A 17,631-nucleotide genomic window follows, 5' to 3' on the forward strand; every position below is an offset into this window, starting at 1 on the left:
CCAATTTAACATATTGGCGCCTTGCCCAAAATCCCTGTCGTTGTTAGAGTTTGCCGCACTTTTTTACCCACGCGTTGCCTAGGGTCCCTTTCCCATGTTCAAGAAACTGCGTGGCATGTTTTCCAGCGATCTTTCCATTGACCTGGGCACTGCCAACACCCTTATTTACGTGCGCGAGCGCGGTATTGTCCTGAATGAACCATCGGTTGTGGCCATTCGGACCCACGGTAATCAGAAAAGTGTTGTCGCGGTTGGTACTGAGGCCAAGCGCATGCTCGGTCGTACCCCGGGCAACATCGCAGCCATTCGTCCGATGAAAGACGGCGTGATCGCCGACTTCAGCGTTTGCGAAAAGATGCTGCAGTACTTCATCAACAAGGTTCACGAAAACAGCTTTCTGCAGCCCAGCCCACGTGTGCTGATCTGCGTTCCATGCAAGTCCACCCAGGTTGAGCGTCGCGCCATCCGTGAATCGGCCCTTGGCGCCGGTGCCCGTGAAGTGTTCCTGATCGAAGAGCCGATGGCCGCTGCGATCGGTGCCGGCCTGCCGGTTGAAGAGGCCCGCGGTTCGATGGTCGTGGACATCGGTGGTGGTACCACTGAAATCGCCCTGATCTCCCTGAACGGTGTGGTCTACGCCGAATCCGTACGGGTTGGCGGCGACCGTTTCGACGAAGCGATCATCACCTACGTGCGTCGCAACTACGGCAGCCTGATCGGTGAATCCACCGCCGAGCGCATCAAGCAGGAAATCGGCACCGCCTACCCGGGCGGCGAAGTGCGTGAAGTCGACGTCCGCGGCCGTAACCTGGCCGAAGGCGTGCCACGTGCCTTCACCTTGAACTCCAATGAAGTGCTGGAGGCTCTGCAAGAGTCTCTGGCAACCATCGTTCAGGCGGTGAAAAGCGCCCTGGAGCAATCGCCTCCGGAACTGGCCTCGGACATCGCCGAGCGCGGCCTGGTGCTGACCGGTGGTGGCGCGCTGCTGCGTGATCTGGACAAGCTGCTGGCCCAGGAAACCGGCCTGCCGGTGATCGTTGCCGAAGACCCGCTGACCTGTGTCGCTCGCGGCGGTGGCCGTGCATTGGAAATGATGGACAAACACACCATGGACCTGCTCTCCAGCGAATAACTTCGCCGGTTGCATCTATGCTGTTGCGCTCACAGGCAGCACTTTGCAGTGCTGCCTGTGGCGTTTATCTTCTGTCAATCTGCATCCAGGCCGGTTTGATGCCGTATGAATAAACACAACATTTGCCTGGGAGGAGCGGCCTATTAAACCGCTTTTCGCCAAAGGCCCCTCATTAGGCGTGCGCCTCCTGGTGCTGGTCGTTCTCTCGGTCGCACTGATGGTGGTCGATGCCCGCTTCACACTGCTCAAGCCAGTGCGTAGCCAAATGTCGCTGGTGTTGATGCAGTCCTACTGGATCACCGACCTGCCGCAGCGGCTATGGCAAGGCGTGGCCAGTCAGTTCGGCAGCCGTACCGAGCTGGTCGCTGAAAACGAAAAACTCAAGACCGAAAACCTGCTGCTGCAGGGGCGCATGCAAAAGCTCGCGGCCCTCACCGAGCAGAACGTGCGCCTGCGCGAGTTGCTCAATTCCTCGGCGCTGGTCAACGAGAAGGTTGAAGTGGCCGAGTTGATCGGCATGGACCCGAACCCCTTTACCCACCGCATCATCATCAACAAGGGTGAGCGCGATGGCGTGTTCCTCGGCCAGCCGGTGCTCGATGCCCGTGGCCTGATGGGCCAGGTGGTGGAGTTGATGCCCTACACCTCCCGCGTACTGCTGCTCACTGACACCACCCACAGCATTCCGGTGCAGGTCAACCGCAACGGCCTGCGCGCCATCGCCAGCGGCACCGGCAATCCGGAGCGCCTGGAGTTGCGCCATGTGGCCGACACCGCGGATATAAAGGAAGGCGATCTGTTGGTCAGCTCCGGTCTGGGCCAGCGTTTCCCCGCCGGCTACCCGGTGGCCACGGTCAAGGAAGTGATCCACGACTCCGGCCAGCCGTTCGCCATTGTGCGGGCGGTACCCACCGCTGCGCTGAATCGCAGCCGCTACCTGCTGCTGGTATTCAGCGATCCGCGTACCGCCGAAGAGCGTGCCAACGATGCCGCCCAGGCCCAGGAAGCCCAGGACCAGCAGGGCGCCAGCGCCGCGCCAGTGGTCCCGGCCACCGTGCCCAAGCCGGCCGCGGCGGCAAACGCCGGGGCTGCTCCCGCCACTGCGACTCCTGCTGCGCCGGCGACCCCGGCCAAACCCGCGGCTCACGCTCCGGCCAAGCCGGTCCATAAACCTGTGGTGAAACCGGCCGCTGCCAAACCACCGGCAGCAGCACCGGCCACCACCGGAGGAAGAGAATAATGGCGGGTAGCACCTATTCGCGAAATGGCTGGATCGTCTGGTTGACCTTCCTTATCGGGCTGCTGCTGAGCGTCTCGCCCTTGCCGCAGTTCATGGAGATCCTGCGTCCGCTGTGGCTGGCGCTGTTGCTGGCGTTCTGGGCCTTGGCCCTGCCGCACAAGGTCGGCATGGTCACTGCCTGGTGCCTGGGGCTGGCAGAGGATGTGCTCTACGGCACCCTGCTGGGGCAGAATGCCCTGATCCTGACGCTGATCACCTTCCTTGTACTGTCTCTGCAACAGCGCCTGCGGATGTTCCCGATGTGGCAGCAGAGCCTGGTGATCCTGGTGATCTTCGGCCTGGCGCAGTTGGTGCAACTCTGGCTCAGCGCCCTGACCGGCAACCGCCAGCCGACCCTGGCCCTGGTGCTGCCGGCCCTGGTCAGTGCCTTATTGTGGCCCTGGGTCAGCTTCGGCCTGCGCGGCTTGCGTCGACGTTTCAAAATCAATTAATTCGGTCAGGCATTGGCCCGCACCTCGACAGGGAGATGTCTTGATGAATCCGCTTTACCTCGCTTCCGGTTCGCCTCGTCGGCGTGAGTTGCTGACGCAGATCGGCGTGCCGTTCACCGCCATCAGTGCGGACATCGATGAAACCCCGCTAGCCGATGAGTCACCTGCCGCCTACGTCGAGCGCCTGGCCCGAGGCAAGGCTGCGGCGGGGCGCGGGCTGATCACCAGCAGTGAATCCCAGGCCCCGGCCTGTGTGCTGGGGGCCGACACCGCGGTAGTGCTCGATGGGCGGATTCTCGGCAAACCGCTGGATCAGGCTGATGCGTTGCAGATGCTCATGGCGCTTTCGGGGCGTGAGCATGAAGTGTTCACCGCCATTGCCCTGCTTGACGGTGAACGCTGCGAGTCGCGAGTGGTGCGCAGCCTGGTACGTTTTCGCCCGATCTCGCCTGCAGAGGCCGCGCTCTACTGGGCCAGCGGCGAGCCCTGCGACAAAGCCGGTGGCTATGCTATCCAGGGACTGGCAGCGGTGTTTGTCGCCGGCCTCAATGGCAGTTATTCCGCGGTGGTCGGCTTGCCGGTGTGCGAAACCGCAGAACTGCTCGGGCATTTCGGCATACCCTGTTGGCAAAACCTTCCAGTGCGCTAAAGCGCCGTACCCGATTGCTGCGGCCCTCTATGAACACGCCTGAACGAGACACTGCCATGAGTGAAGAGATTCTGATCAACATCACGCCGATGGAATCACGCGTGGCGGTGGTCGAAAACGGAGTGCTGCAAGAGGTTCACGTCGAGCGCACCCAGCGCCGGGGGATCGTCGGCAACATCTACAAGGGCAAGGTGGTGCGGGTCTTGCCGGGCATGCAGGCGGCCTTCGTCGACATCGGCCTGGACCGGGCGGCGTTTATCCACGCCTCGGAAATTTCCACCCGCGAAGGCACTGCGGTAGAGAGCATCAGCGCTCTGGTGCACGAAGGGCAGAGCCTGGTGGTGCAAGTCACCAAGGACCCCATCGGTTCCAAGGGCGCGCGCCTGACCACTCAGTTGTCGATCCCTTCCCGCTATCTGGTGTACATGCCGCGTACCGCCCATGTCGGTATCTCGCTGAAGATCGAGGACGAAGCCGAGCGTGAGCGCCTGAAGCAGGTCGTCAGTGATTGCGTGGCCCAGGAAGGCATCAAGGAGGCCGGTGGTTTTATCCTGCGCACCGCCGCCGAAGGCGCCGGGGCCGATGAGATCATGATGGACATCCGTTACCTGCGCCGGCTCTGGGACCAGATCGGCGCGCAGATCAAGACCATCGGCGCGCCCAATGTGATCTACGAGGACCTGGGCCTGGCTCTGCGCACCCTGCGCGACCTGGTGAGCCCGAAGATCGAGAAGATCCGCATCGACTCCCGGGAAACCTTCCAGAAGACCACGGTGTTCGTGGCCGAACTGATGCCGGAAATCGCCGACCGCCTGGAGCACTACCCCGGCGAGCGGCCGATCTTCGATCTGTACGGCGTCGAGGACGAAATCCAGAAAGCCCTGGAGCGCAAGGTGCCGCTCAAGTCCGGAGGCTACCTGGTGGTAGACCCGGCGGAAGCCATGACCACCATCGACGTCAACACCGGGGCCTTCGTCGGTCATCGCAACCTTGAGGAAACCATCTTCAAGACCAACCTCGAGGCGGCCACCGCCATTGCCCGGCAACTGCGCCTGCGCAACCTGGGCGGGATCATCATCATCGACTTCATCGACATGGAAGATGAAGAGCACCAGCGCCAGGTATTGCGCACCCTGGAAAAGCAGCTGGAGCGTGACCACGCCAAGACCAACATCATCGGCATCACCGAGCTGGGCCTGGTGCAGATGACTCGCAAGCGTACCCGCGAGAGCCTGGAGCAGGTGCTGTGCGAGCCTTGCAGCAGTTGCCAGGGGCGGGGCAAGTTGAAAACCCCGGAAACCGTCTGTTACGAAATATTCCGAGAAATCCTCCGCGAGGCCCGGGCTTATCAGGCAGAAGGGTATCGGGTGCTGGCCAATCAGAAGGTGGTCGACCGGCTGCTGGACGAAGAGTCGGGCAACGTGGCGGAGCTGGAGGGTTTTATCGGCCGGACCATCAGGTTCCAGGTCGAAACCATGTATTCCCAGGAACAATACGACGTGGTGCTGCTCTGATTCCGCGTGTTCTACATCCGTGGAAATGGCTGGCTTCAGCTTTTTGCATGACTTTTACCCTGGGAGCCAACTGAAATGGAGCGGCTGATGCGCCTGTTCACCACGCTGATTCGCTGGGGGCTTGGCTTCTGTGCGCTGGCGCTGGTGGCGACTGCCTTGTATGTCAGTCTGGGCCGGGAACTGACCCCGCTGGTGGCCGAATACCAGCCCGAGGTCGAGGCCAAGGTGCAGCAGGCCGTGGGCTTGCCGGTGCATATCGGTAGCCTGGAGGGGCGCTGGAGCGGCTTGTCGCCGATCCTGCTGGCCCACGACGTGCAGGTGGGCGAGGGCGCCAATGCGCTGCGCCTGGATCAGGTGAGCGTGGCGCCGGATATGCTCGGCAGCCTGCTGGCCCGTGACCTGCGGATCGGCCGCCTGGAGCTCAGCGGCCTGAGCCTGAGCCTGAAAGAGGGCGCGGACGGCCAGTGGCAGCTTGAAGGCCTGCCGGTGCAACAGGACCAGCCGATGGACCCCCAGCAGTTGCTGGGCCGCCTGCAACAGGTTGCCGAGCTGTCGCTGCTGGACAGCCAGGTCACCTTGCAGCCTCTGGACCACCAGCCCGTGGCCCTGACCTACGTCGGGCTCAATCTGCGCAGCGGTACCAGCCGCCAGCGCCTGGACCTGCGCCTGACGCTGCCGGACGGCCAGCCCCTGGCAATGAACCTGCGGACCAGGATGCGGGCCGAGGCCTGGCGCGATGCCCGGGCCGACTTGTACCTGAGCCTGCCGCAAAGCGACTGGTCGCGTTGGGTGCCGGCCCGGCTGACCCGGGAGTGGAAACTCTCCGAGCTCAAAGCGGGTGGCGAGCTGTGGCTGAAGTGGGCCAAGGGTGGGGTGCAAAACGCCACGCTGCGCTTGAATGCCCCGCAATTCACCGGGGCCTATGCCGAGCGCACGCCGGTGTCCCTGAGCAACCTGGCGTTGAATGCCTACTTCCAGCGTGACGAGCAGGGCCTGCAGGTGCAGCTTGACTCCCTGGCGCTGAACCTCGGCGAGACCCGCTGGGAATCCCGTGTGCAGGTGCAGCAGCGCAACGCGACCGAGCAGCAGGAAGAACTCTGGCATGTGCAGGCCGACCGCCTGGACCTGAAGCCGATCACCCCGATCCTCGATGCCCTGGCCCCCTTGCCGGAAGGCCTGGCCACGGCCATCGACCGACTGAAAGTCACTGGCGGCCTGCGCAACGTGCTGCTCGACTATCGTCCCCAGAACAGTGGCGACCAGCGCCTGAGCTTCGCTGCCAACCTCGACCGGGTTGGCTTCGATGCCTATCACGGTGCTCCGGCAGCACGAAATGTCAGCGGTAGCATCAGCGGCGACTTGGGCAAGGGCGAGCTGCGCATGGACAGCAAGGATTTCTCCCTGCACCTGTACCCGATTTTCGCCAAGCCCTGGCAGTACATCCAGGCCAACGCCACCCTGACCTGGAAGCTCGACAAGGAAGGCTTCACCCTGATTGCCCCCTACCTGAAGGTGCTGGGCGAAGAGGGCAAGATCGCCGGCGACTTCCTGATCCGCCTGCATTTCGACCACAGCCAGGAAGACTACATGGACCTGCGAGTCGGCCTGGTGGACGGCGATGGGCGCTACACCGCCAAGTACCTGCCCCAGGTGCTCAACGCCGGTGTGGATGAATGGCTGCGCACGGCGATCCTCAAGGGCGCGGTGGACCAGGGCTTCTTCCAGTACCAGGGTTCGCTGAACCATGACGCCGTCGAGGCCGCCCGCAGCATCAGCCTGTTCTTCAAGGTGCATGACACCGAGCTGGCGTTCCAGCCGGGCTGGCCGCACCTGACCAAGGTCAGCGGCGATGTGTTCATTGAAGACAGCGGCGTGCGCATCGTCGCCAGCAAAGGCCAGTTGCTGGACACCAAGGTGCGGGATGTCTTCGTCAACATTCCCCATGCTGCCAGCGGGCAGGACAGCCACATGTACATCGATGGCGCCTTTGCCGGTGGCCTGGGCGATGGCGTGAAAATTCTCCAGGAAGCGCCGATCGGCACCGGCTCGACCTTTGCCGGCTGGCATGGCGAGGGCGAGCTGCAAGGCAAGCTGGATCTGGATATTCCCCTGGTCAAGGGCCAGGAGCCGAAGATCGTGGTGGCGTTCAAGACCGACAAGGCGCGCCTCAAGCTCAGTGAGCCTGAGCTGGAACTGACCCAGCTCAAGGGTGATTTCCGCTTCGATAGTGCCAAGGGCCTGAGTGGCGAGGGCATCAGTGCCCAGGCGTTCGAGCGGCCGGTCACGGCGCAGATCTTCGCCGATGGCAAGCCGGGCAAACCCAACACTCGAGTGGTTGCCAAGGGCCAGGTTGCGGTCAAGAAACTTACCGACTGGTTGCAAGTCGGCCAGCCGTTGCCGGTGTCCGGCGAGGTGCCCTACCAGTTGCAACTGAACCTGGACGGAGCCGACAGCCAGTTGATGGTCAGTTCCAGTCTCAAGGGCGTAGCGGTGGACCTGCCGGCGCCGTTCGGCATGGCGGCCAGCACCGGGCGCAACAGTGTATTTCGCATGACTCTGCAAGGGGCCGAGCGGCGCTACTGGTTCAACTACGGCGAACTGGCCGACTTCACCTTTGCGGCGCCCAGCGGCAAGCTCGCCGAGGGTCGGGGCGAGCTGTTCCTCGGCGATGGCGCGGCCTTGCTGCCGCCGGGTAAAGGGCTGCGGATACGAGGGATTCTCTCCGAGCTGGATGTGGAACCCTGGAAAGCCCTCGTGGATCGCTACGCCGGGCAGGACCCGGGAGGCAGCGCCAAACAGTTGCTCAGCAGTGCGGACTTCAAGGTTGGCAAGCTCAGTGCCTTCGGCACCACCCTGGACCAGGTCAACCTGTTGCTGGCGCGCAAGCCCGCTGCCTGGGAGTTGCAGATCGACAGCCAGCAGGCCAAAGGCAAGGTCGGGATTCCCGATGCCAAGGCGGCGCCGATGGCCATCGACATGGCGTACGTGCGCCTGCCGGCTGCCGATCCGGCAGCGCAGGCCGATGAAAATGCGCCCGACCCCCTGGCCTCGGTGGATCCCAAGAGCGTTCCGCCCCTGGATATTTCCATTGCCCAGCTGTTCCAGGGCCAGGACCTGATCGGCCGCTGGGCGCTCAAGGTGCGGCCGACGTCCAGGGGCATGGTCTTCAATGGCCTGGACCTGGGCCTCAAGGGCATGCAGTTGCAGGGCGAGGGCGGCTGGGAAGGCCAGGCCGGTGCCAGCAACAGTTGGTACCGGGGCCGCATTGGCGGCAAGAACCTGGCGGACGTGCTCAAGGGCTGGGGCTTCGCCCCGACCGTGACCAGTGAAGATTTTCACCTGGACGTCGATGGCCGTTGGCCGGGCTCGCCGGCCTGGGTGGGCTTGAAGCGCTTCTCCGGCAGCCTGGACGCTACCCTGCGCAAGGGCCAGTTCGTCGAAGTCGAGGGCGGGGCCCAGGCCTTGCGGGTGTTCGGCCTGCTCAACTTCAACTCCATCGGTCGTCGCCTGCGCCTGGACTTCTCCGACCTGTTCGGCAAGGGCCTGAGCTATGACCGGGTCCGGGGCGTGCTGGCGGCGAGCAATGGCGTTTACGTCACTCGCGAGCCGATCACCCTGACCGGGCCGTCGAGCAACCTGGAGCTCAATGGCACCCTGGACATGGTGGCCGACCAGGTCGACGCCAAGCTGCTGGTGACCCTGCCGGTGACCAACAACCTGCCGATTGCCGCGCTGATTGTCGGTGCGCCGGCGGTGGGCGGGGCGTTGTTCCTGATCGACAAGCTGATCGGTGACCGCGTGGCGCGCTTCGCCAGCGTCAAATACAACGTCAAAGGCCCATGGAAAGAGCCGAAAATCACCTTCGACAAACCGTTTTGAGAATCCTCGATTCGCGCCTATGGAGTAGCATGGCCGCCTACCCTACAAGGAGTTCGCCATGTCTCTTGCGGTGATTCAAATGGTCAGCCAGAGCGATGTCCTGGCCAATCTGCAGCAGGCTCGGAGCCTGCTCGAACAGGCTGCTGCCGGCGGTGCAAAGCTGGCCGTCCTGCCGGAAAACTTCGCCGCCATGGGGCGCCGCGACATGGCGGCCATTGGTCGCGCCGAAGCGCTGGGCGAAGGTCCGATCCTGCCATGGTTGAAACAGGCCGCCCGCGACCTCAGGTTATGGATAGTGGCCGGCACCTTGCCGTTGCCCCCCGTCGATCAGCCCGAGGCCAAGTCCAATGCCTGTTCGTTGCTGGTGGATGACCAGGGGCAGTTCGTGGCGCGCTACGACAAGCTGCACCTGTTCGATGTCGATGTGGCGGACAATCGCGGACGCTACCGTGAATCCGATGACTATGCTCATGGAGACCGGGTGGTGGTGGCGGATACTCCGGTGGGGAGGGTCGGTCTTACAGTCTGTTATGACCTGCGCTTTCCCGAGCTGTACAGCGAGTTGCGCGCCGCTGGCGCCGAGTTGATCACCGCGCCTTCGGCGTTTACCGCGGTCACCGGTGCGGCTCATTGGGAGGTGCTGATTCGCGCCCGTGCCATCGAGACCCAGTGCTATGTGCTGGCGGCGGCCCAGGGCGGCGTGCATCCCGGCCCGCGGGAAACCTACGGCCATGCGGCGATCGTCGACCCCTGGGGGCGGATAGTGGCGCAACAGGATCAAGGTCAAGGCGTGCTGCTGGCCGAGCGCGACAGCAGCGAACAGGCGTCCATCCGGGCGCGGATGCCGGTGTTCAGTCACCGGCGCATTTTCTCGCAAGGCGTGCAACGGCTTGCATAAGTACGACGAATTTAAGGCCAAAACATATGAGCGGGTTGTTGTCCTCTGTCAGTGAACATCTACTAGCCCCGGGCGGCGTGACCATCGAAAGCTTGCAAGGCGTGCTGGGGGATCTGGCCGGCCCGGGCATCGATGCCGCCGATCTGTATTTCCAGGGGCAGATTTCCGAGTCCTGGTCCCTGGAAGACGGAATCGTCAAGGAAGGCAGTTTCAACCTCGACCAGGGGGTTGGGGTGCGTGCGCAATCCGGTGAGAAGACCGGCTTCGCCTACAGCAATGCCATCACCCTGGAGGCCCTGGGCCTCGCCGCCCGGGCGGCGCGCTCGATTTCCCGGGCCGGGCAAAACGGCACCGTGCAGGCGTTCTCGACCCAGGACGTGGCGCAGCTGTATGCGCCGGACAACCCCCTGGAAGTCATCAGCCGGGCCGAGAAGGTCGAGCTGCTCAAGCGCGTTGACGCCGCAACCCGCGCCCTGGATCCGCGCATCCAGCAGGTCAGCGTGAGCATGGCCGGGGTCTGGGAGCGGATCCTGGTGGCCTCTACCGATGGCGGCCTGGCGGCGGACGTGCGGCCGCTGGTGCGTTTCAACGTCAGCGTCATCGTCGAGCAGAACGGTCGCCGCGAGCGCGGTGGCCATGGCGGCGGCGGGCGTACCGATTACCGCTATTTCCTCAGCGAAGATCGGGCCATGGGCTATGCCCGTGAAGCCCTGCGCCAGGCGCTGGTCAATCTGGAAGCCATTCCGGCGCCGGCCGGAACCCTGCCGGTGGTGCTGGGCTCCGGCTGGTCCGGAGTGCTGCTGCACGAAGCCGTGGGCCACGGCCTGGAGGGTGACTTCAACCGCAAGGGCAGTTCGGCCTACAGCGGCCGCATGGGCGAGATGGTGGCTTCCAAGCTCTGCACTATCGTCGACGACGGCACCCTGGCCGGACGTCGCGGCTCCCTGAGCGTGGACGATGAAGGCACCCCGACCGAATGCACCACGCTGATCGAGAACGGCGTGCTCAAGGGCTACATGCAGGACAAGCTCAATGCCCGGCTGATGGGCGTGGCCCGCACCGGCAACGGTCGCCGCGAGTCTTATGCGCACCTGCCGATGCCGCGCATGACCAACACCTACATGCTGGGTGGCGAAAGCGATCCGGCGGAAATCATCGCTTCGGTGAAGAAGGGCATCTATTGCGCCAACCTCGGCGGCGGCCAGGTGGATATCACCAGCGGCAAGTTCGTGTTCTCCACCAGTGAGGCCTACCTGATCGAGGACGGCAAGATCACCGCCCCGGTCAAGGGCGCGACCTTGATCGGCAACGGTCCGGAAGCCATGAGCCGGGTATCGATGGTGGGTAATGACCTGTCCCTGGACAGTGGCGTCGGCACCTGCGGCAAGGATGGGCAATCGGTGCCAGTGGGCGTCGGCCAGCCGACCCTGAAGATCGATGCGATCACCGTGGGTGGCACTGGGGCATAAGGAGGGAGGGCGTCGGGTGAGCTGCAGGGCAGCTCACCCGTGGCAAGGCTCAGCGCAGGCCGCGTTGAGTCTCGTCCAGCTCGCGGATGTACTTGAAGATTTTACGGCTTGAGGCCGGTGCCTTGTTATGCGCCAGCTCATGCTGGGCCTGACGGATCAGGGAGCGCAGTTGCTGGCGATCGGCGTCCGGGTACTCGCCGACGAACTTTTCCAGCACGTCATCGCCGCCGCCGATCAGGCGGTCGCGCCAACGCTCCAGGTTATGGAAGCGTTCGTTGTACTGCCGGGTGGAGGCATCGAGTTGGTCAAGCAGTTGCAGAATCGCATCGGTGTCCTGGTCCCGCATCAGCTTGCCGATGAACTGCAGGTGGCGCTTTCGGGCGATATGGGCGACGTGCTTGGGTGCATCCGCCAGGGCCCGGCGCAAGGCGTCGGTCAGGGGCAGTTTGTTCAGCAAGTCGGGCTTGAGAGTGGTAAGGCGCTCGCCGAGATCAACCAGAGCATGCAGCTCGCGTTTGACCTGGGATTTGCTTTTCTCCCCATCGAGGGAGTCGTCGTAAGAATCAACCATGGTGGCAGTCCGCAAAGAAACGCCGCCATGATAACCAGTCGAGGGCCGCTTGTCCGGCCCGGTCGCTCGCCGGCCTTAATCGAAAGCAGAATTTGAGTGGAGAACAGCATGAGTGCAGCACAAAGCGTCGGCCCACAGGCTTTGCCGGCCCTGCAGGAGCAAGTCGAGCAGATCATCGCCGAGGCCAAGCGCCAGGGGGCCAGCGCCTGTGAAGTGGCGGTGTCCCTGGAGCAGGGGCTGTCGACTTCGGTGCGCCAGCGGGAAGTGGAAACCGTCGAGTTCAACCGCGACCAGGGCTTTGGCATCACCCTCTACCTGGGCCAGCGCAAGGGTTCGGCCAGTACGTCTGCCAGCGGCCCCGAGGCCATTCGCGAAACCGTGGCGGCGGCCCTGGCGATTGCCAAGCACACCTCCGAAGACGAAGCCTCGGGCCTTGCCGACGCGGCCTTGATGGCCAAGGACCTGCAGGACTTCGACCTGTTCCACGCCTGGGACATCACCCCCGAACAAGCCATCGAGCAGGCCCTGACCTGTGAGGCAGCGGCCTTTGCTGCCGACAGCCGGATCAAGAATGCCGACGGCACCACCCTCAGCACCCACCAGGGCTGTCGGGTGTATGGCAACAGCCACGGCTTCATTGGTGGTTATGCGTCCACCCGCCACAGCCTGAGCTGCGTGATGATTGCCGAGGCGGATGGCCAGATGCAGCGCGACTACTGGTACGACGTCAATCGCCAGGGCCAGTTGCTGGCCGACCCGGTGAGCATTGGCCAGCGTGCCGCCCAGCGCGCGGCCAGCCGGCTAGGTGCCCGTCCAGTGCCGACCTGTGAGGTGCCGGTGCTGTTTTCCGCAGAACTGGCCGGTGGCCTGTTCGGCAGTTTTCTCGGGGCGATTTCCGGTGGCAACCTGTACCGCAAGTCGTCCTTCCTCGAAGGCGCCCTGGGTCAACAACTGTTTCCGCAGTGGATGACCATCGATGAGCGCCCGCACCTGATGCGCGCCATGGGCAGTTCGGCTTTCGACGGCGATGGCCTGGCCACCTACGCCAAGCCGTTCATCCAGGACGGTGAGCTGGTGTCCTATGTACTGGGCACCTATTCCGGACGCAAGCTGGGCATGCCGAGCACTGCCAACGCCGGTGGCGTGCACAACCTGTTCGTCACCCATGGCGACGAAGACCAGGCCGCGCTGCTGCGGCGCATGGGCCGTGGCCTGCTGGTGACCGAGCTGATGGGCCATGGCCTGAACATGGTCACCGGGGACTACTCCCGCGGTGCGGCGGGTTTCTGGGTCGAGAACGGCGAGATTCAGTTCGCGGTGCAGGAAGTGACCATTGCCGGCAACCTGCGGGACATGTTCAAGCAGATCCTCGCAGTGGGTAACGACCTGGAGCTGCGTAGCAACATCCGCACCGGCTCGGTGCTGATCGAACGCATGACCGTCGCCGGCAGCTGACCGCGCCCAGCTTCACCCCCAACGCGCCACCTCCCCGAGGTGGCGCGTTTTTTATGGCCGCCATTTTTGTAGGAGCTGGCTTGCCAGCGAAAGCGTCCTGACATCCGGCACCAGGCTCAAGGGCTCATTCGCCGGCAAGGCGGGCCCTATAAGAGTTGGACAAAAATCATACAAGCCAGATTGATTTGATTCTCAATATCATTTAATAATGAAAATCATTATTCGATGAGCCCAGGTCATGAGTTCTGCCTTGCACGAGCAGCCTTACCTCGAAAGCTGGCGCTGGATGAGCCGCCAGATCCGTTGCGCACTGGAACCGGACGAACCCCGTCTGATCGAGCATTACCTCGCCGAAGGCCGCTACCTGGCCTGCTGTACCGCGATGTCGGCCTGGACCGTCGCTGAAACTTCCTTCCGTTTATTGATCGATACCGCAACCGATACAGCGCTGCCCTGGCATTGGCGCAGCCAGTGCCTGGACCAGGCCTGGCGGCCGTTGCGCGACATGGAGCGGTTGTCTTTGTGCAATTGCCGGCTCAAGCGCTGGCAGAGCCACGCCTGGCAGTTGGCGACCTGCTCGCTGCTGCCTTCCATTCCCCTGATAGAACTGGTGCAAGGATTTCCCGATGAGTAATACCCGTATCGAACGCGACAGCATGGGCGAACTGCAGGTACCGGAACTGGCCCTGTACGGCGCACAGACCCAGCGTGCGGTGGACAACTTCCCCATCAGCGGGCAACGCATGCCGGCAGCCTTCATCCGTGCGCTGATCCTGGCCAAGGCGGCTGCGGCCAAGGCCAACGTCGAACTGGGGCAGATCAGCGAAGCCCAGGGCAAGGCCATCGTCGATGCCGCCCAGGGTCTGCTGGAAGGTGATTTCATGCCGCACTTCCCGGTGGACATTTTCCAGACCGGCTCTGGCACCAGTTCCAACATGAACGCCAATGAAGTACTGGCAACCCTGGCCAGCCGCCTGCTGGGTGAACCGGTCAACCCCAATGACCATGTCAACTGCGGCCAGAGCAGCAACGACATCATCCCTACCACCATTCATGTCAGCGCCGCGCTGACCCTGCATGAGCAACTGCTGCCGGCCCTGGTGCATCTGGTGGAGGTCATCGAGCGCAAGGCGGTACAGGTGCACCCCTTCATCAAGACCGGCCGCACTCACCTGATGGACGCGATGCCGGTGCGCATGAGCCAGGTGCTGGAGGGCTGGGCGCAGCAACTCAAGGCCAATATCAGCCACCTGCAGGATCTGCTGCCGAGCCTGCAATCCCTGGCTCAGGGCGGTACCGCTGTGGGTACCGGAATCAATGCGCATCCCGAGTTCGCTGCGCGTTTCAGCCAGCAGTTGAGCAAGCTGACCCAGGTGCAATTCACCCCGGGCAAGAACCTCTTCGCCCTGATCGGCTCCCAGGACACTGCGGTGACGGTATCCGGCCAGCTCAAGGCTACCGCGGTGTCGTTGATGAAGATCGCCAACGACTTGCGCTGGATGAACTCCGGCCCGCTGGCCGGGCTCGGCGAGATCGAGCTGGAAGGTTTGCAGCCCGGTTCGTCGATCATGCCCGGCAAGGTCAACCCGGTGATTCCTGAAGCCACCGCGATGGTCGCCGCCCAGGTCATCGGCAACGACAGCACCATCACTGTGGCCGGGCAATCGGGCAACTTCGAGCTCAACGTGATGCTGCCGATCATTGCCCAGAACCTGCTGAGCAGCATCGAGTTGCTGGCCAACTCCAGCCGCCTGCTGGCAGACAAGGCCATCGCCAGCTTCAAGGTCAACGAGCCCAAGCTCAAGGAAGCGCTGTCGCGCAACCCGATCCTGGTCACGGCGCTGAACCCGATCATCGGCTATCAGAAGGCTGCGCAGATCGCCAAGACCGCCTACAAGCAGGGGCGCCCGGTGATCGACGTGGCCCTTGAACATACCGATCTGCCACGCAGCCAGCTGGAGGTCCTGCTGGACCCGGAAAAGCTCACTGCCGGCGGCGTGTAACCCACCGACACCGCTTTGGAGGCTCACCATGGAGCACTGGAAACGCACGATCGAAAGGGCCAATCGCCTCTTTATGCAGGGCGAGCTGGTGGATGCTCGCGAGTTCTACCTGCAGGCGCTGGCCCTGGCCCAGGTGCTGTTCGAGCGCTGGTCGGATGCCGACGAAGCGGTGGCGGCCTGTGTGATTTCCCATCACAACCTGGCAGACCTGCACCTGCGCCTCAATCAGCCGGAGGAGAGCGCGGAATACCTCTGCGCCATCCATCAGCGGTTGCTGCAGACCATGCAGGACAGCCGCTTGCCCACAGCCCTGCGGGAAGCGGCCTTGCGCCAAAGCAGCAAGACCTACGTCGAACTACTGAATTTCATCGGTGATCACGGCGAATACCCGCGCACTCACCGTTTGCTGGACAGCAACGTCGCGGGCCTGTCAGCCGACAGCTCGCAACCAGACAGCCCCTCTTACGGAGCCCATTGATATGTCCTTTACCTTGCCTGCACTGCCTTACGCCTACGACGCCCTGGAACCGCACATCGATGCGCAAACCATGGAAATCCACTACACCAAGCATCACCAGACCTACATCAACAACCTCAACGCCGCCGTCGAGGGGACCGAATGGGCAGGGTGGGAGGTGGAAAAGCTGGTAGCCAGCGTTCAGCAACTGCCGGAAAAACTGCGTGCTGCGGTGATCAACCAGGGTGGCGGGCATGCCAACCATTCGCTGTTCTGGGCGGTGATGACGCCCGCCGGTGGCGGCCATCCCCAAGGCGCCCTGGGGCAAGCCATCGAGCAGCAACTGGGTGGTTTCGAGAGCTTCAAGGAAGCCTTCACCAAGGCCGCACTCACCCGTTTCGGCAGTGGCTGGGCCTGGCTCAGCGTGACACCGGAGAAGAAACTGGTGGTGGAAAGCAGCGGTAACCAGGACAGCCCGCTGATGAACGGCAATACGCCGATCCTCGGTCTGGATGTGTGGGAGCACGCCTACTACCTGCGCTACCAGAACCGCCGCCCGGAATACATCAACGCCTTCTACAACGTCATCAACTGGCCGGAAGTCGCTCAGCGCTACCAGGCCGCGATGGCTTGATACCTTTCCATCAAAACAAGATCTAAGGCCGACTATGGGCACTGAAACACTGGCAATCAGCAGCGGGCGAATGTTTCGTTATGCCTTCGGTTCGCTGTTGCTGTTGGCGGGCACGGCGTTGCTGGTGGCTCAAGGGTTGAGCTGGCTGAACCTGGAGCCGCGCTTGCTGCGCGCCTTGCAGGGCGGTTCGATCTGCGCGCTGGGCACGGCGCTGGGGGCGGTCCCGGTGCTGGTGATCCGGCGGATGCCGGTGGCGGTGAGCGACACCCTGCTGGGTTTTGGTGCCGGAGTGATGCTGGCGGCCACGGCATTTTCGCTGATCGTCCCCGGCATCGCTGCGGCCCAGGACCTGGGCTTGTCTGCCTGGGGCTCCAGCGGCCTGATCTGCGCCGGCATCATGCTCGGGGCCTTTGGCCTGTTCCTGGTGGATCTCAAGGTCTCGGGGGGCAGCCCGGAGGTGCTGGTGGGCACGCCAGAGCATCCGGTGATTGCCCCGCGTATCTGGCTGTTCGTCTTCGCCATCATTGCCCACAACATTCCTGAAGGGATGGCGGTGGGGGTGTCGGCCGGAGGCGGCATGCCGGATGCGGACAGCCTGGCCATGGGCATTGCCCTGCAGGATGTGCCGGAAGGCCTGGTGATTGCCCTGGTATTGGCGGGGGCGGGGATGTCGCGGGTCAAGGCATTCCTGATTGGTGCGGCTTCAGGTCTGGTGGAACCGGTCTTTGCCTTGCTCTGCGCCTGGCTGGTGAGCCTGGCGCAGGTATTGCTGCCCTTGGGCCTGGCCCTGGCGGCGGGGGCGATGCTGCTGGTGGTCACTCATGAAGTGATTCCGGAGTCGCGTCGCAATGGCCATGACAAGCTTGCCAGCCTTGGCCTGTGTATCGGTTTCTGCCTGATGATGGTCATGGATATGGCACTCGCCTGAGAGCCGTATGGTGAGGGGCCCGCCCGGGCCTACTCGCCTTCGTCGAAGAAGTTGTTGATCAGTGCCACCAGCGCATCCATCGCTTCCTGTTCCTGCTCGCCTTCGGTCTTCAGGTGGATCCTGGTGCCCTTGCCGGCGGCCAGCATCATCATGGCCATGATGCTTTTGCCGTCGACCATGGAGTCCGGGGTCCTGCCGGCGCGGATCTGGCAGGGAAACTGACCGGCCACGCCGACGAACTTGGCCGAGGCACGGGCATGCAGGCCCAGTTTATTGATGATCTCGATTTCCAGAGCTGGCATCGCGGGGTA

The 17,631-nt window shown here is 63.4% G+C and carries 16 protein-coding genes; 14 read left to right on the top strand and 2 right to left on the bottom strand.

Annotated elements, in window-relative coordinates; all coding sequences use genetic code 11:
• Positions 1-94 precede the first annotated feature (94 nt).
• The 8 genes from mreB to tldD all read left to right on the top strand — a co-directional run bounded on the left by mreB (position 95) and on the right by tldD (position 11,272).
• Entirely contained in the window at positions 95-1,132 is a 1,038-nt protein-coding gene (gene mreB / locus PFLCHA0_RS04565; RefSeq protein ID WP_002555108.1) for a rod shape-determining protein MreB, read from the top strand.
• A gap of 142 nt (positions 1,133-1,274) precedes the next feature.
• Complete coding sequence (mreC, locus tag PFLCHA0_RS04570) at positions 1,275-2,372, top strand: rod shape-determining protein MreC (protein ID WP_072451275.1); 1,098 nt, start codon at positions 1,275-1,277, stop codon at positions 2,370-2,372.
• Positions 2,372-2,863, top strand: a complete 492-nt coding sequence (mreD, locus tag PFLCHA0_RS04575) for a rod shape-determining protein MreD (RefSeq protein WP_011059252.1) — start codon at positions 2,372-2,374, stop codon at positions 2,861-2,863. Before mreC ends, mreD begins: the two co-directional genes overlap by 1 nt.
• A 43-nt stretch (positions 2,864-2,906) precedes the next feature.
• Entirely contained in the window at positions 2,907-3,512 is a 606-nt protein-coding gene (locus PFLCHA0_RS04580; RefSeq protein WP_011059253.1) for a Maf family protein, read from the top strand.
• 56 nt (positions 3,513-3,568) lie between these two features.
• Entirely contained in the window at positions 3,569-5,026 is a 1,458-nt protein-coding gene (gene rng / locus PFLCHA0_RS04585) for a ribonuclease G (RefSeq protein ID WP_011059254.1), read from the top strand.
• 75 nt (positions 5,027-5,101) lie between these two features.
• A complete protein-coding gene (locus PFLCHA0_RS04590) occupies positions 5,102-8,905 on the top strand; it encodes a YhdP family protein (protein ID WP_015634158.1) in 3,804 nt (1,267 codons plus the stop codon).
• A 58-nt stretch (positions 8,906-8,963) separates the two neighbouring features.
• Positions 8,964-9,803 carry a carbon-nitrogen hydrolase family protein gene (locus PFLCHA0_RS04595; protein WP_011059256.1) on the top strand — a complete coding sequence of 280 codons (840 nt, stop codon included), beginning with the start codon at positions 8,964-8,966 and terminating at the stop codon, positions 9,801-9,803.
• A 26-nt stretch (positions 9,804-9,829) separates the two neighbouring features.
• Positions 9,830-11,272 carry a metalloprotease TldD gene (gene tldD, locus PFLCHA0_RS04600; RefSeq protein WP_011059257.1) on the top strand — a complete coding sequence of 481 codons (1,443 nt, stop codon included), beginning with the start codon at positions 9,830-9,832 and terminating at the stop codon, positions 11,270-11,272.
• A gap of 49 nt (positions 11,273-11,321) precedes the next feature.
• Here the strand turns inward: tldD and yjgA are convergent, their stop codons facing one another.
• The gene (gene yjgA / locus PFLCHA0_RS04605; protein WP_011059258.1) at positions 11,322-11,843 is read right to left on the bottom strand and encodes a ribosome biogenesis factor YjgA; all 522 of its coding nucleotides are present in this window, start codon (positions 11,841-11,843) and stop codon (positions 11,322-11,324) included.
• A gap of 108 nt (positions 11,844-11,951) precedes the next feature.
• Between yjgA and pmbA the strand changes: the two genes are divergently transcribed.
• From pmbA to PFLCHA0_RS04635, 6 genes are all read left to right on the top strand, one after another.
• The gene (gene pmbA, locus PFLCHA0_RS04610) at positions 11,952-13,298 is read left to right on the top strand and encodes a metalloprotease PmbA (protein WP_011059259.1); all 1,347 of its coding nucleotides are present in this window, start codon (positions 11,952-11,954) and stop codon (positions 13,296-13,298) included.
• Positions 13,299-13,536: 238 nt separating this feature from the next.
• Positions 13,537-13,932 carry a hypothetical protein gene (locus PFLCHA0_RS04615; protein WP_011059260.1) on the top strand — a complete coding sequence of 132 codons (396 nt, stop codon included), beginning with the start codon at positions 13,537-13,539 and terminating at the stop codon, positions 13,930-13,932.
• Positions 13,925-15,301 (top strand): class II fumarate hydratase, encoded by a 1,377-nt coding sequence (locus PFLCHA0_RS04620; protein ID WP_015634159.1) that lies wholly within the window; start codon positions 13,925-13,927, stop codon positions 15,299-15,301. The genes PFLCHA0_RS04615 and PFLCHA0_RS04620 overlap by 8 nt, the downstream gene beginning before the upstream one ends.
• A 28-nt stretch (positions 15,302-15,329) precedes the next feature.
• Entirely contained in the window at positions 15,330-15,779 is a 450-nt protein-coding gene (locus tag PFLCHA0_RS04625) for a hypothetical protein (RefSeq protein WP_015634160.1), read from the top strand.
• Position 15,780: 1 nt separating this feature from the next.
• Entirely contained in the window at positions 15,781-16,392 is a 612-nt protein-coding gene (locus PFLCHA0_RS04630; protein WP_011059263.1) for a superoxide dismutase, read from the top strand.
• A 34-nt stretch (positions 16,393-16,426) separates the two neighbouring features.
• Positions 16,427-17,320, top strand: coding sequence for a ZIP family metal transporter (locus PFLCHA0_RS04635; protein ID WP_015634161.1), 894 nt, complete (start codon positions 16,427-16,429; stop codon positions 17,318-17,320).
• Between the two features lie 29 nt (positions 17,321-17,349).
• Here PFLCHA0_RS04635 and PFLCHA0_RS04640 read toward each other — a convergent pair whose 3' ends face one another.
• Positions 17,350-17,622, bottom strand: a complete 273-nt coding sequence (locus PFLCHA0_RS04640; RefSeq protein ID WP_011059265.1) for an HPr family phosphocarrier protein — start codon at positions 17,620-17,622, stop codon at positions 17,350-17,352.
• Positions 17,623-17,631 lie beyond the last annotated feature (9 nt).

Origin of the sequence: Pseudomonas protegens CHA0, from assembly GCF_000397205.1 — a bacterium.
Taxonomy (GTDB): Bacteria; Pseudomonadota; Gammaproteobacteria; order Pseudomonadales; family Pseudomonadaceae; genus Aquipseudomonas; species Aquipseudomonas protegens.

Excerpts from the sequence above, each read along its gene's own strand:
- mreB (WP_002555108.1), top strand. The coding sequence starts at position 95 with ATGTTCAAGAAACTGCGTGGCATGTTTTCCAGCGATCTTTCCATTGAC.
- mreD (WP_011059252.1), top strand. The coding sequence starts at position 2,372 with ATGGCGGGTAGCACCTATTCGCGAAATGGCTGGATCGTCTGGTTGACC.
- PFLCHA0_RS04580 (WP_011059253.1), top strand. The coding sequence starts at position 2,907 with ATGAATCCGCTTTACCTCGCTTCCGGTTCGCCTCGTCGGCGTGAGTTG.
- rng (WP_011059254.1), top strand. The coding sequence starts at position 3,569 with ATGAGTGAAGAGATTCTGATCAACATCACGCCGATGGAATCACGCGTG.
- PFLCHA0_RS04590 (WP_015634158.1), top strand. The coding sequence starts at position 5,102 with ATGGAGCGGCTGATGCGCCTGTTCACCACGCTGATTCGCTGGGGGCTT.
- PFLCHA0_RS04595 (WP_011059256.1), top strand. The coding sequence starts at position 8,964 with ATGTCTCTTGCGGTGATTCAAATGGTCAGCCAGAGCGATGTCCTGGCC.
- tldD (WP_011059257.1), top strand. The coding sequence starts at position 9,830 with ATGAGCGGGTTGTTGTCCTCTGTCAGTGAACATCTACTAGCCCCGGGC.
- yjgA (WP_011059258.1), bottom strand. The coding sequence starts at position 11,843 with ATGGTTGATTCTTACGACGACTCCCTCGATGGGGAGAAAAGCAAATCC.
- pmbA (WP_011059259.1), top strand. The coding sequence starts at position 11,952 with ATGAGTGCAGCACAAAGCGTCGGCCCACAGGCTTTGCCGGCCCTGCAG.
- PFLCHA0_RS04615 (WP_011059260.1), top strand. The coding sequence starts at position 13,537 with ATGAGTTCTGCCTTGCACGAGCAGCCTTACCTCGAAAGCTGGCGCTGG.
- PFLCHA0_RS04620 (WP_015634159.1), top strand. The coding sequence starts at position 13,925 with ATGAGTAATACCCGTATCGAACGCGACAGCATGGGCGAACTGCAGGTA.
- PFLCHA0_RS04625 (WP_015634160.1), top strand. The coding sequence starts at position 15,330 with ATGGAGCACTGGAAACGCACGATCGAAAGGGCCAATCGCCTCTTTATG.
- PFLCHA0_RS04630 (WP_011059263.1), top strand. The coding sequence starts at position 15,781 with ATGTCCTTTACCTTGCCTGCACTGCCTTACGCCTACGACGCCCTGGAA.
- PFLCHA0_RS04635 (WP_015634161.1), top strand. The coding sequence starts at position 16,427 with ATGGGCACTGAAACACTGGCAATCAGCAGCGGGCGAATGTTTCGTTAT.
- PFLCHA0_RS04640 (WP_011059265.1), bottom strand. The coding sequence starts at position 17,622 with ATGCCAGCTCTGGAAATCGAGATCATCAATAAACTGGGCCTGCATGCC.